The 11,951-nt window shown below is 49.5% G+C and carries 13 protein-coding genes and 1 tRNA gene; 4 read left to right on the top strand and 10 right to left on the bottom strand.

Annotation, left to right across the window (positions count from 1 at the left end):
* Positions 1 to 52: 52 nt before the first annotated feature.
* Positions 53 to 508: a flavodoxin gene (locus FD28_RS00880; protein WP_057731651.1), complete on the top strand. Its 456-nt coding sequence runs from the start codon at positions 53 to 55 to the stop codon at positions 506 to 508.
* A gap of 132 nt (positions 509 to 640) precedes the next feature.
* Here FD28_RS00880 and FD28_RS00875 read toward each other — a convergent pair whose 3' ends face one another.
* Genes FD28_RS00875 through wecB form a run of 3 tightly spaced genes read right to left on the bottom strand, consistent with a single transcriptional unit; the run spans position 641 to position 3,554 of the window.
* Positions 641 to 1,552, bottom strand: coding sequence for a YihY/virulence factor BrkB family protein (locus FD28_RS00875; RefSeq protein ID WP_057731649.1), 912 nt, complete (start codon positions 1,550 to 1,552; stop codon positions 641 to 643).
* Positions 1,553 to 1,576: 24 nt separating this feature from the next.
* Positions 1,577 to 2,428 carry a nuclease-related domain-containing protein gene (locus FD28_RS00870; RefSeq protein ID WP_057731646.1) on the bottom strand — a complete coding sequence of 284 codons (852 nt, stop codon included), beginning with the start codon at positions 2,426 to 2,428 and terminating at the stop codon, positions 1,577 to 1,579.
* Positions 2,421 to 3,554 carry a non-hydrolyzing UDP-N-acetylglucosamine 2-epimerase gene (gene wecB / locus FD28_RS00865; RefSeq protein ID WP_157059799.1) on the bottom strand — a complete coding sequence of 378 codons (1,134 nt, stop codon included), beginning with the start codon at positions 3,552 to 3,554 and terminating at the stop codon, positions 2,421 to 2,423. Before wecB ends, FD28_RS00870 begins: the two co-directional genes overlap by 8 nt.
* A 463-nt stretch (positions 3,555 to 4,017) precedes the next feature.
* On the opposite strand from wecB, the gene FD28_RS00860 reads away from it, so the two are divergent.
* Positions 4,018 to 4,959, top strand: a complete 942-nt coding sequence (locus tag FD28_RS00860) for a glycosyltransferase family 2 protein (RefSeq protein ID WP_057731644.1) — start codon at positions 4,018 to 4,020, stop codon at positions 4,957 to 4,959.
* 191 nt (positions 4,960 to 5,150) lie between these two features.
* On the opposite strand, the gene FD28_RS00855 is transcribed toward FD28_RS00860, so the two are convergent.
* From FD28_RS00855 to FD28_RS00840, 4 genes are all read right to left on the bottom strand, one after another.
* Positions 5,151 to 6,506, bottom strand: a complete 1,356-nt coding sequence (locus FD28_RS00855; protein WP_057731641.1) for a gluconate:H+ symporter — start codon at positions 6,504 to 6,506, stop codon at positions 5,151 to 5,153.
* A gap of 163 nt (positions 6,507 to 6,669) precedes the next feature.
* Positions 6,670 to 7,122 carry a universal stress protein gene (locus FD28_RS00850; protein ID WP_057731639.1) on the bottom strand — a complete coding sequence of 151 codons (453 nt, stop codon included), beginning with the start codon at positions 7,120 to 7,122 and terminating at the stop codon, positions 6,670 to 6,672.
* A 92-nt stretch (positions 7,123 to 7,214) separates the two neighbouring features.
* Complete coding sequence (locus tag FD28_RS00845; RefSeq protein ID WP_057731636.1) at positions 7,215 to 7,475, bottom strand: hypothetical protein; 261 nt, start codon at positions 7,473 to 7,475, stop codon at positions 7,215 to 7,217.
* Positions 7,476 to 7,495: 20 nt separating this feature from the next.
* Entirely contained in the window at positions 7,496 to 7,723 is a 228-nt protein-coding gene (locus FD28_RS00840) for a hypothetical protein (RefSeq protein WP_057731634.1), read from the bottom strand.
* A gap of 320 nt (positions 7,724 to 8,043) precedes the next feature.
* On the opposite strand from FD28_RS00840, the gene FD28_RS00835 reads away from it, so the two are divergent.
* Positions 8,044 to 8,583 (top strand): hypothetical protein, encoded by a 540-nt coding sequence (locus FD28_RS00835; RefSeq protein ID WP_057731631.1) that lies wholly within the window; start codon positions 8,044 to 8,046, stop codon positions 8,581 to 8,583.
* Between the two features lie 138 nt (positions 8,584 to 8,721).
* Here the strand turns inward: FD28_RS00835 and FD28_RS00830 are convergent.
* The 3 genes from FD28_RS00830 to FD28_RS00820 form a co-directional block, all read right to left on the bottom strand.
* Positions 8,722 to 8,794 (bottom strand) — tRNA-Arg (locus tag FD28_RS00830).
* Positions 8,795 to 8,850: 56 nt separating this feature from the next.
* Positions 8,851 to 10,194, bottom strand: coding sequence for a DEAD/DEAH box helicase (locus FD28_RS00825; protein ID WP_057731628.1), 1,344 nt, complete (start codon positions 10,192 to 10,194; stop codon positions 8,851 to 8,853).
* Positions 10,195 to 10,208: 14 nt separating this feature from the next.
* Positions 10,209 to 11,210 (bottom strand): Gfo/Idh/MocA family protein, encoded by a 1,002-nt coding sequence (locus FD28_RS00820; protein ID WP_057731625.1) that lies wholly within the window; start codon positions 11,208 to 11,210, stop codon positions 10,209 to 10,211.
* Between the two features lie 166 nt (positions 11,211 to 11,376).
* Here FD28_RS00820 and FD28_RS00815 point away from each other — a divergent pair, with 166 nt between their 5' ends.
* On the top strand, positions 11,377 to 11,745 hold the full coding sequence (locus FD28_RS00815; RefSeq protein WP_057731622.1) for a DUF4828 domain-containing protein: 369 nt from the start codon (positions 11,377 to 11,379) through the stop codon (positions 11,743 to 11,745).
* Positions 11,746 to 11,951: the final 206 nt, after the last annotated feature.

The following is an 11,951-nucleotide window of genomic DNA, read 5'->3' as shown; positions in this document are numbered from 1 at the left end:
CTTGGCCTGCTATAATTAACGGCAACCAACATGACCAAAGGAGTGAGTGTTTTTGCTAACAGCACACGTTGTCTTTGCAACAATCACCGGTAATAACGAAGACGTGGCGGACATCGTCACGGAAAAACTGGAAGACCTAGGGTGTCAGGTCACGGAGACTGAAATCTCGCAGACGGATGCAGCCGAATTTCAACAGGCCAATATCTGTGTGGTCTGTGCGTACACTTACGATGAGGGGTCGCTGCCCGATGAAGGCCTCGACTTCTACGAGGATCTGCAGGCACTCGACCTGCACGGTAAAACCTTTGGCGTCGCCGGTTCCGGGGACACCTTCTACGGCGAGTTCTACAACACGACCGTCGATCACTTCGAGGCGGCCTTCAAGCTGACCGGTGCCCAGCAGGGAGCTACCAGCGTCAAGATCAACCTGGAACCCGACCAAGCCGCTATCGACGAGTTGGATGACTTTGCCAGTCAACTCGTCGCTCACGCCCAAGCCAAACGGTGAGTTGAATGAAAGAGTACGCCCCATCAAGCCGATTGGGATTTGATGGGACGTACTCTTTTTGTCTACTTTTTTAAATCAAAGTGGTCTCGGGCGACCTGCAAGCCGTTGTGGTAAAGAAACGGCCACATACGGTTAGTCCCCTTTATTGTTGCGTTTCAGACGATTCCGCAGGATATAGGTGAAGACCGCCTGCTCCTCAATGGTGCCCTCGACCAGGTCCTGAATGGCGGCGTTCAGCACCGCCCCGAACATCAGGATCAACGCCGTAAAGTCCAACCAGAACATCAAGACAATGAAGGTTCCGATCGTTTTATAACTATCGATATTGTGCACAAAAAACTTCAAGTACCAGCTAAATGCTTGTGATAGGAGCAACCAGCCGAGTGTCGCCGTGAGTGATCCAGGCCAGACGTAACGTAATTTTAATTTCACGCTCGGCACAAAGTAAAACAGAATCATCAGGATAAAGAAGGTCATCACAAAGGTAACCGGCCACTTGGCGGCATTCACGTAGGACAGAAGCTGCGTCGGTAGGTGGAGCAATGGCGTTAACCGTTCCAAAATAACCTGACCGACACTGAAAAATAGCATCATGAGGAACAGGAAGGCAATCAGGGCAACCATCCAAAAGAAAGCCACGATCCGATTCACAATGGCATTTTGCTTACGCACCACGCCGTACGCGCCATTAACGGTCCGTTGAAAGGCCGCGACCGCCCGTGAGGAGGACCAGATGGCCACAATTACCCCAATGGACAGCACGCTCCCATTTCGATTATTTAAAAATGAATGAATAATTGGTGCCAAGATATCATAGATGTTATCCGGTAAAAAAGGCTCAATGCCATCCATGACCGTTCGCGTCTCGATATGGAAAAAAGGCAATAGACTGGCGAGAACCAGTAACGCTGGGAACAGCGACAGTAGCGTATAGTATGCCAAGACGGCCGCTGAATCGGACACGTTCGCCATTTGATAGTGTTTGCTGATGGTTTGAATGATCCGGTTAATTCCCGCTAAATGCGGACGCCATTTCTTCCACACAAGTTGTGGCCCCTTTCGTGAACCCTAAAACGACCCGTAGTCCTCAGCGAACTTCAGCGTCCCAATCATTTTTTCTAGGGTTCTTTTACTGAACCGCACGCGTTTGGCCTGCCGAAAAGTTTCGATAAAGGTTGCGAGGTCATCGTAATTGGCGACAGCCGTACAATTGTACGCATCGTGCGGGTTCAGCTTGGTTTTATTACCGACCACTAATGAGTTACTGTGATTGTAACGGTCGTAGTAATTATAGTAAACCAAAGGCTTAACAAAGTCGATAATTCGATCGTTTTTATTTTCCAATTGCCGGTGCATGGTAATCTCACTGTTAATGTAACGCACCAGCAGTTTTGAGGAGAGCTCCGCCTGGGTTGCGGGATTACTGATTCCCGTATGCAGCGTAATCGAGCGCTGCCCCCGGCCCTCCTGCTCTAGACTCATTGTATAGCCTTGGGTCAAAGATTCATTTTCTTCGGAGAGGTTCGGCAAGAAGAAACGATCCAAATGACTGGCTAAGGCCTTAGGCACCTCTTTTTCCCGTCCGCTCAAGTTCACACCGGAAAAGTCATCCAGGCTTGACGAGAAGATTTCTTCCGACAGGTCATGGAAGATCATGCCCCGCCAGTACTTACTCTCGACGTTAATCACCCCAAACGAGGTGACCAGGAGATTATCAATCTGCATCACCCGCCACGAATCACCGTCATTCATTTCCTGCGTGACCGGATTCTTAACCTTATTGGCAAAATGAACGTTGCGCAAGATTTTATAATCAAACCGTTCATTGTGCTTAGCCGCGTGCTGGTGAATCTCCCGCATAATTTCATACAATTGTTCAGTCGTCTTGATTTCGGCTCGGTCATACGCCGTCTCAGCCATTAGCATTGCCTCCATTGAATTTTTCTTGAATCGCTGCCAGGATCCGTTCTGACGCATGGCCATCCCCGTAAGGATTCTTGGCCTGCGCCATCTGATCATAAGCTGCTTGATCCGTTAACAAGCTTTCCATGGCCGCCGTCACGCGTTGCGGATCAGTGCCGACCAGCTTCAAGGTGCCATTGGTGACTCCTTCTGGCCGTTCGGTCGTGTCACGCAAAACGAGAACCGGTTTGTTCAGTGATGGGGCCTCTTCCTGCACCCCACCCGAATCAGTCATGATAAAGTAGCTCTTCGCCGACAGGTTGTGGAAGTCCACCACGTCCAGGGGATCAATCAGATGAATACGTGCCATGCCGCCTAATTCTTCGCGAGCCACCGTTTGCACGGCCGGGCTCAGATGTACGGGGTAAATCACTTCCACATCCGGATGAGCTTCCACTTCGGCCCGAACCGCTTTGAAGACCGCGTGCATGGGTGCCCCCTGATTTTCACGCCGATGCATCGTCAAGAGAATTAATCGGTGGCCCGGTTGAACCTGATCCAAGACCGCGTGATGATAGTTAGCATCCACCGTTTGCTTCAATGCATCGATGGCTGTATTCCCCGTCACGTAGATGTTCTCTAAGGGATGTGCCTGCTTCAACAAGTTAGCCTTGGATAGGTCCGTTGGGGCAAAATACAAGTCACTCAGGATATCCGTCAACTGCCGGTTCATTTCCTCTGGATAAGGGGAGTACTTGTCCCAGGTCCGCAGACCAGCCTCCACGTGGCCCAACATGGTTTGATGATAAAAAGCACTCACGCTGGCCGCAAAAGTGGTCGTGGTATCCCCGTGAACCAGGACAATATCGGGTTGGGCCTCGGTCAAGACGTCATCGAGCTGGTTCAACACGCGGGTCGTAATCCCACTCAGCGTCTGTTGGGGCCGCATGATATTCAAATCATAATCCGGTGTGATCTTAAAGATCTCGAGCACCTGATCAAGCATCTCGCGGTGTTGCGCGGTGACCACGGTAATTGGTGTAAATTCCGTGGGGCGCTGTTGCATGGCCAAGATAATGGGGGCCATCTTGATGGCCTCTGGACGGGTTCCAAACACCGTCATTACTTTAATTGGTTTCGTCACTATATTTCCTCCAGGTTATCGTTGTTTGATTACGGTCAATTATAGCAGAACCGCGCCCGATTGTACTTTGAAACGGTAACAATTTCAGTGAGGTCACGTCCCAGACAGTGGCATCACTGACCAGCCGAGTCGTTAAAGCCGCGCGTCACCCGTGCGATCGCTCACTTGATCCGGAAAAGAACCACACCATTTCTGAGGGGTTACAGAGAACTCTACCCGATTCCCATAGCCGCGACAACCTTAATCGTATCTAGTGAAACAATTGTCCTCGTCCCGGACTACTTAGCCGCTCAAACGTCTTAATTGGCTGTCAAAATGTCGCCCCCGCCTTTGCTGTGACAGGCGCTTTAATCCCGGAGATTAGGTCACAATTCTCCCTGACTTCCGTCTGTAAGCAAAATTTAATGGCAAGCCCCCTATATTTGAGGTAAGATGGTATCGTTGTGTGAAAGGAATGTCTGTGATGAAAAAGCTTAGTCTGGTCGTTCCTTGCTATAACGAGGAGGAGTCTATTCCATTATTTTACCGAACCGTTAGCAAGGTGATCGAGTCCATGAACACCCCTACTCCCACTGTAACACCGGAGTATATCTTTGTGGATGATGGGTCCAGCGACCACACCTTAGAAGAAATGAAACAGCTACACGAAGAACATCCGGAGACCGTCCACTTCCGGTCGTTCTCCCGAAACTTTGGGAAAGAGTCAGCGCTCGCGGCGGGGTTACAAGCCACGACCGGGGAAATGGTCGCCGTAATGGACGTTGACCTGCAAGATCCACCGGAGCTCTTACCAGAAATGGTCGATTTAATCGAAAATCGTGACTATGACTGTGTTGGTACTATCCAGCAGGAACGTCGTGGTCAGAGTCGCCTGCGGGCATTTCTCTCCCGGAGCTTCTACAGTGTCATCAACTGGTTGTCGGACGTGCGGATCGAACCTAACGCCCGTGACTACCGGTTAATGACGCGGCAATTTGTAGACACTGTGCTCTCATTGCCAGAATTCAACCGGTTCTCCAAGGGGATTTTCAGCTGGGTGGGCTTTAAGACCACCTACCTGACGTACGAGAGCCAACCCCGCGCTGCCGGGACGACGCATTGGAGTTTGCGGCAATTATTTGCTTATTCCATTGAGGGAATCATTGATTTCTCCAACGCGCCGTTACGGCTCGCCACCTGGGTTGGGAGTCTTTCGTTCCTAGCCTCGATTGTGGCCCTGATCTTTGTGATCGTTCGGGCCCTGACCGTTGGGGGTTCCGTTGCCGGCTGGCCTTCCCTAGTGGTGATTTTACTGGCCATCGGGGGAATTCAGTTGTTCTGCCTGGGAATCCTCGGACAGTACATTAGCAAGATCTACTTGGAAACCAAGCACCGTCCAATGTACATCATTCGTGAAGAAAAGTAAGTTTTAAGGGAACCGGCCGTGAGCCAGCTCCCTTTTTGCTGTCCTTTTGCAGTCAAGCATGCCGCTAAGTTAATCGACAATTAGCTCCCGCTTATACCTTTCAATTTATGTACTGCCTCGTTACGACTTACAATTCAATTCGACTAAAAAACCGGATCACCCTGTATGGGCAATCCGGTTTCTTTAAATGACTAGTTAATAATCGTATTCATCAACATGACCATGCCTAGACCCACGACGGAAATAACGGTTTCCAGCGTCGTCCAGACTTGGAACGTCTGCTTAACACTCAAGTCAAAGTATTCTGAGAACATCCAGAACCCAGCATCGTTCACGTGAGAAGCCGCTAATGAGCCGGCACCGATTGCCAAAGCAACCATGACGGGATCAGCACTCAACGTGTTCATCAGTGGCAAGACCAACCCAGCGGAGGTCATCCCGGCAACCGTTGCGGAACCCAAAGAGATCCGCAAGATAACCGTGATCAACCAGGCCAAGAGGATTGGTGACAGGCTAGAGTGCATCATCAACTGTTGCACGGCCTTACCGACACCACCATCAATCAGGACTTCCTTGAAGGCTGAGCCCCCAGCAATGACCATCAGTAACATGGCAATTGACTTGATCGCATCTTCCAGGGTCACACTGATTTCCTTCATCGTCCGTTGACGGTGGAAACCCATGGACCAGATGGCAAACAGTAACGCAATCACCATGGCAATAACGGGATTACCCAGCATCGCCACAATGGCATCTAAGCCTTGTGGATGCTTCGGTGCTGCCCCACCATCCGCGACAAGTTGGTAAATCGTGGCTGCTGCCATGAAGACCACTGGGAACAGTGACGTCAAAACGGATAACCCAAAACCTGGCGTTTCCTTCAAATCGAATTCCTTAACCTCACCAAAGGCAGGCAGGGACTTCTTGATCACGAACAGATCTGGATTAAACCGACGGATGACCCGCGTCCAGATTGGTCCGGCAACGATCACACAGGGAATAGCCACGATAATCCCAACCAGTAACATTTCACCAATGTTGGCACCCAAGACCGTGGCCACGGCCGTTGGTGCTGGTTGTGGCGGCAGGAACCCTTGCGTTGCCGACAGTGCGGCAGCCATGGAAATCCCCAGGTAGAGGAATGGCACTTCAGCTTCCAACGCAACCGCGAAGACGATTGGTGTGACCAGAACTAACCCTACTTCAAATAGCAAGGAAATCCCAATCAGGAAGGAAGCCACCACAATGGCCACCTGAAGCCGTTTCTTCCCAAACATATTGATCAATGTCCGGGCAATCCGGTACGACCCACCAGCATCAGCAACTAACCGACCGATCATCGCCCCGAACCCAAAGACAATGATCAGTTCGCCCATAGAGCTACCGATCCCGTCCTTAATCGAGGTCGCAATGTCGGCAGGGTTCATTCCCAACCCTAACGCTACCAGCACTGAGGTAACGATCAGTGAAACAAAGGTGTTTAACTTCACGCGAATAATTAAAAATAGTAAAAGTAAAATACCTAAAATCAAAACGACGAACTGCATGCTAATTTCTCTCTTTTCCTATGCTCGATTCAGATTCTCCCACCCCAGCTGAGCTGGGAGAAACTTTTTGCATAAGACCCATTGTATGAAAAAAAGTTTCCCAATGCAAGGGCTTACTTGTATATTATTTTCACATGCAGTCGTGAAAAGCCCCGTGAGCCGCCTAACGAACAATCATCACGGAAACTGGAGAATATTTTGCCATATAGGCCGCTTGACTCCCAAAGTATTTCCGAACACCCGTCTGAGAGAGTGACCCAATCACTAGTAGATCTGGCTTAACTTCGGGAATAATGTTCTTCACGATCGTTTCACCAGGGTCCCCTTCCCCGATGATGATGGTAACCTTGGTAATCCCAAAGCGTTCTGCTAATTTTTGATATTGTTGTAAGTGTTTTTGCAGATCCGCGCGTTGTCCATGGACATAGTTCTTGCTCAAAGCCTGGTAGATATTCATGTTATCTGACTCCAGCACGGAACAAATGACCAACTCGCAGTTGTCAAACTTGGCCCGATTCATCGCGTAGCGGAAGGCCAGCTGTGCATCGGGGGAATCGTCTACCCCAACTAAAATTCGACTAAATTTTTTAGGATTCATTGATTCTGAATTTTCCATCGAAAATCCTCCTCTTGTTTGAATATCTTTATTATAAAGGAAAACGGTACCAAACGCGAAATTTCTGAAGGATTTTCCCGTTCGATACCGTTTTATTGTTTTGTGACGGGGGGATCGTTCCGGCCCATCACCTGTTTAAGCTTACGCAATCCCCAAAAGATCAACACCCACAGTCCCCAATACACGGCTAGAATTCCGATAAATAAGCCCCAGACACGCCAATCATGATACTGCCAGAGCCAAACGACCAGCAACTCACGGTGTTGAAACAGGCCAATGACGTCCTTGATGACTCCGAAAATCAGGGTAAGACTCAGCCACGCATTGGCATCACTCATCGCTTTATGAAACATTCAATTCCTCCCCAGGAATGCTAATTATCTTTCTTGTCGCCCTTTCCCTGAAACATGCCCCAACTCTTCATCCAGCCGATCAGGAACATCACGATGTAGAAGGCCGCGGCGATCGTGGATAAGACAGCAAAAATCATTTGAATGATCCCAACGCCGCCCGAGGCCTGTGCCCCACTGAAGAACCAGAAATACCAGGCTAAGGCTGACCAAAAGATCGCCCGAAATAGTAATTTATAACCAACACCCATGTTAAATAACCCGCTCTCTCAATAATTTTTTCTTCTATATGTATACAGTCATAACTAAGTCGATAACCGTGCACGAAATTATCCCTGTTTATAACAAAACTTATAATATATTCTGGCACGGATGATTTCAAATGTAAAGCGCTTTTATGGGATCACGCCGGGCTCACTGCCCATTCGCGAGCCCCTCACCGTTACACTTCGTCAGAACTGACTACTCGCAACCAGCTGCAATCCCACCAGTTAAGAAAATGATTATAGAAAAATAATGATAAATACCCAAAACTTTGATATGCTTAACTCATACAAGGGAGGTCTGTATCTTGACACTTAAAAAATTTGGGCTACTGGTAACCGCAATGATCGCATTGTTCTTCTTAATTCCCAGTCAGGCCGAGGCTAAGACCTGGCACTACGCCGTGACACCAACCAATTCATTCTCGCATAAGACCTTTGCCCGCGCCTTTATGTACGGTAACTATGAATATATGAAATTATACAAAAGTGCAACAACGGCTAAGCATCAGAAAACAGCCACCGGGCGCGTCGTCTCAAACCAGAAGGTCTTTTACGCCCGCAAGACTGCAGATAAAAAGGTCTATGAAGTCATCTATCAAAAGAAATATTATTACATGAATACCCACGATACCCATCTCTACCGCTACAATACTTGGCGCAGCGGTCACAAACTGGTCTCAACCGTTAAGCCCAATCACCCTAGTCAGGTCATGTTAAAGGCCAAGACGCACGTCTACCCCTCGCAATATTGGCTATACAACTACGGCGGTCGGGACACGCCCCTCTATGACTGGTATCGATTAGCTAACAGCGGCCACTGGATCATTGATCATGCCCAACACTAAAGGCGCCTAATTGAAAGACAAAGGTGCGACCAGGGAAATCATATTCCCGGTCGCACCTTTATTGTTGTCTTCTGATCGGTTTTCAGGCGACCGTGTCGAAACGTGCATCCTCAGGTAGCCGGCTGCACGCTTTAAAAATGGCCCCACCCGGACTCGAACCGGGATCATTCGCTTAGGAGGCGAGTGCCCTATCCAGTTGTGCTATAGGGCCAATAAAAATAATCCGCTATTAAGTTTACCACGGATTATTTTATTTCTAAAGAACAATTACTGCTGAGCGTCGCGATCGCGCCACTTCTTACGCATTCCCTTGTTCTTGGTATGACGATTCTTATGCTTCTTTTTCTTCGTTGGATTTGGCTGTTGTTTCTGTGGTTGTGCGGCACCGCTTGCCTGCGTTGTTTTGCCCACCACGACCGGCTGCCGATCGCCCTTGGATTGGGTAACCTCAGCAGAAACACTGACCGGCTTTTCCGCCGCCTTGGCTTGAGGCGCAACCGTTGCAACGGGCTTTTCCGTGGTCAGCGAGCGACCGCTAAAGTACAGGGGCACCAGGTCATAATCGGTATCCTTAAGCAACTTCTTTAAATCCCGCAGGTCATGATCATCACCTAGGCTAATCACCTGACCCGGTTCACCCATTCGGCCAGTCCGACCCACCCGGTGAACGTATTCATTCACGGAAGTTGGCAGATCATAGTTGATGACGGCTGGCAGCTTGGGAATGTCCAACCCTCGCGCCGCAACATCCGTCGTCAGTAACAACCGGGTCCGACCCAATCGGAAGTCTTGTAGGGCTTTCTCCCGTTGAACCTGCCGGAGATCACTAGTCAGACTCGCTGCGGACATGTGCTCGTGATAGAATCGCGTTGCCGTCTGCCGCAACGTATTGGCTTGCTTAAAGAAGACCAACGCCCGGAAATTAGGCATGGCGAGCATCCGCTTTAACATCTGATCGCGTTTGCCCATCCCCACTTGCAACAGGCCGTGGCGCACCACGCCCTGTGTCTGATCTTCTTGCCGCACGTCAATCCGGTTAACGGCTTGACCGAACCACTGCTCCAGCTCATGTAAAATGGGCGTATCAGTTGCTGAGAAAAAGCCCAATTGCACATCTGCTGGCATATCCTGAGCAATCGAACGCACTGTATCCAAGGTGTCTCCGGTCAATAAGTCATCGGCTTCGTCCACAATCAGGAGTGACACCAAGTGCAGCTTGAGCTTTCGGTCAGTCACGAGATTGAGAACCCGTCCGGGCGTCCCCACGACCACTTCTGGCCGCTTCTTCAGTCGTTCCGTTTGCCGTTTAACATTGGCACCCCCGGTGAGGGCTACCACCTTTAAATCCAGTAACTTGGCCCAGTCACGCATCACGCGACTCGTCTGAATCGCCAATTCCTGTGAGGGTTCCAGCACAATCAGCTGGGTCCCTTCTCCGGGCATCAGGTTCGCCAAGGCTGGTAGCGTGAACGCGACCGTCTTCCCCGAACCGGTCGGTGCAAGGCCCAAGACGTTCTGGTCTCCCACTAACGGTTCATAGACGGCCGTTTGAATGGCAGTCGGTTCAGTGTAGCCCAAGTCCTTAAAATGCGCCTCAAATTGTTTTAACATGTATTTTCCTCTTTCTAGTGTTGATCAGCTGGGAATTTCAGATTAGCGGAAACCCGCAGATCGAAGAGTACCTGGTTGACCGTTAAACTCCATTGCAACCACCGCTGATAGTCAACGACGTTTTGCTGGTCATCTGGATTCTCCAGAATCCGGGCAAAGTCTTCGGCTTCTGGCAACATCGGGTTAGCTAAGTCAGCAGCACTCAGGTCCGTGGCTTGTCCCTTAGCGTCACGTTCTTCCACGTGCGTCAATTCACCCGCGCTGTCAATCGTAATCGTTTCCTTCAGACCGTAAATTTCAGATAAGGCATAGGCATTGCTGGTCTTCCCAAAGTTAACGGTCACGTCAAAGTCACCGTAACGAAGAACGGCTAAGCCCTTGCCATCGGCGCCGGTTGCAATGATCGTTGGGAAGAAGGCCACGTTTTCAGGCTGGCCAAACAGGGCAATGGCCAAGTAGATCGGGTAAACCCCCAGATCTTGGAGTGCCCCACCGGAGAATTCCTTGGTAAAGACATTTGGCCGTTCGCCGTCCAAAACATTGTCATACCGGGATGAATACTTCATGTAGGTCAGTGCGGCCCCCTGAACGGTTGGTAATGCCGTGAGTGCCTTCTCGATAGCCTTGAAGTTAGGGGTATGAACGTGCCGAGCGGCTTCAAAGTATTTCACCGCCGGATGTTGTTTCAATTCGGCCATGATTGCGGCCATTTCCCGCCGATTACTAAAAGCCGGCTTTTCAACGATAATGGAAATATCCTGATCAATTGCGGCCATAGCCTGCTTGAAGTGTAGACTGTTTGGTGACGCAATGTAAACGACATCCAGATTAGCCTGGTCGAGCATCGTTGCGTAATCGGTATAGCTCTTCTCAGCGTGGTTCTTGTCAGCGAAGGCATCTGCCGTGTCTTGGTGCCGGGAGAAGACCCCTGCTAACGTGTAACGCTTCGATAAAGCAACCGCCTCAACCAATTGTTGCGTAATCCAGTTCGTTCCTACAGTTCCAATGCGAATCATTGCAATCCCTCCATCAATTATCTGTCATTAACTTTATTCTAACAGTCAGGCCGCGCTAGGGATAGCAATGAATTAAATTTCTTAAAATCCGGGAGAAAAAGCACCTGTTTTCTGTCCAAAGATGGTATATTGAGAGTAACTACAAAATTCAAGGGAGGGATTACCGGTGAAAGGTCGGGAGATCGCATTATTTGGCATTTCACTCGTGGCTGGTCTAACAGGTGGGTTCTCATTACGCAGAAAGAAAAAGCCCCAGCCCAGCGAGTCGCCGTTATTTTATGTCGGAACGTGGCAGTTTGTTGACCCCCACAACCAGCGGCGTCACCGGTTAGAAATTAGTCCTAATCTTGACGTGCAGATTGATAACCACCAGTTACAGGTTTCCGTAAAGAACCTTAACGACACACAGCTTACTTTTCAGGATAAGTTCGGCTATCACCTGACGATTCACGCCAACGAACACCAACCAATTTCCTTTTTCGATGAAGCCGACGATTGCACTTATGCCATGAAACCTCTGGACGCGGCAGATTAGCTGATCGGGCAGAGTTGTTAAATACTTAAGTCAATACAAAGGGTCCGGGATATAACTCAAAAATCGGTTATTTCAGAAACGTTTAAGTTCTGAAATAACCGATTTTTTTGCCATTATGGCGCCGAAACGTGGACCACGAGGCAGTTTGTTGGGTTCTATGATATTTGGTGTTGATAGAGAAATCCATCAACACCATTTTTGCATTA

Origin of the sequence: Levilactobacillus hammesii DSM 16381 (assembly GCF_001434395.1) — a bacterium.
Taxonomy (GTDB): Bacteria; Bacillota; Bacilli; order Lactobacillales; family Lactobacillaceae; genus Levilactobacillus; species Levilactobacillus hammesii.
Note: the sequence above shows the minus strand (reverse complement) of the source record. Positions and strands in the feature narration are given on the sequence as shown.

Excerpts from the sequence above, each read along its gene's own strand:
- FD28_RS00855 (WP_057731641.1), bottom strand. The coding sequence starts at position 6,506 with ATGCAGTTCGTCGTTTTGATTTTAGGTATTTTACTTTTACTATTTTTA.
- FD28_RS00825 (WP_057731628.1), bottom strand. The coding sequence starts at position 10,194 with ATGTTAAAACAATTTGAGGCGCATTTTAAGGACTTGGGCTACACTGAA.
- FD28_RS00820 (WP_057731625.1), bottom strand. The coding sequence starts at position 11,210 with ATGATTCGCATTGGAACTGTAGGAACGAACTGGATTACGCAACAATTG.
- FD28_RS00840 (WP_057731634.1), bottom strand. The coding sequence starts at position 7,723 with ATGGGTGTTGGTTATAAATTACTATTTCGGGCGATCTTTTGGTCAGCC.
- FD28_RS00870 (WP_057731646.1), bottom strand. The coding sequence starts at position 2,428 with ATGGCTGAGACGGCGTATGACCGAGCCGAAATCAAGACGACTGAACAA.
- FD28_RS00860 (WP_057731644.1), top strand. The coding sequence starts at position 4,018 with ATGAAAAAGCTTAGTCTGGTCGTTCCTTGCTATAACGAGGAGGAGTCT.
- FD28_RS00845 (WP_057731636.1), bottom strand. The coding sequence starts at position 7,475 with ATGTTTCATAAAGCGATGAGTGATGCCAATGCGTGGCTGAGTCTTACC.
- FD28_RS00850 (WP_057731639.1), bottom strand. The coding sequence starts at position 7,122 with ATGGAAAATTCAGAATCAATGAATCCTAAAAAATTTAGTCGAATTTTA.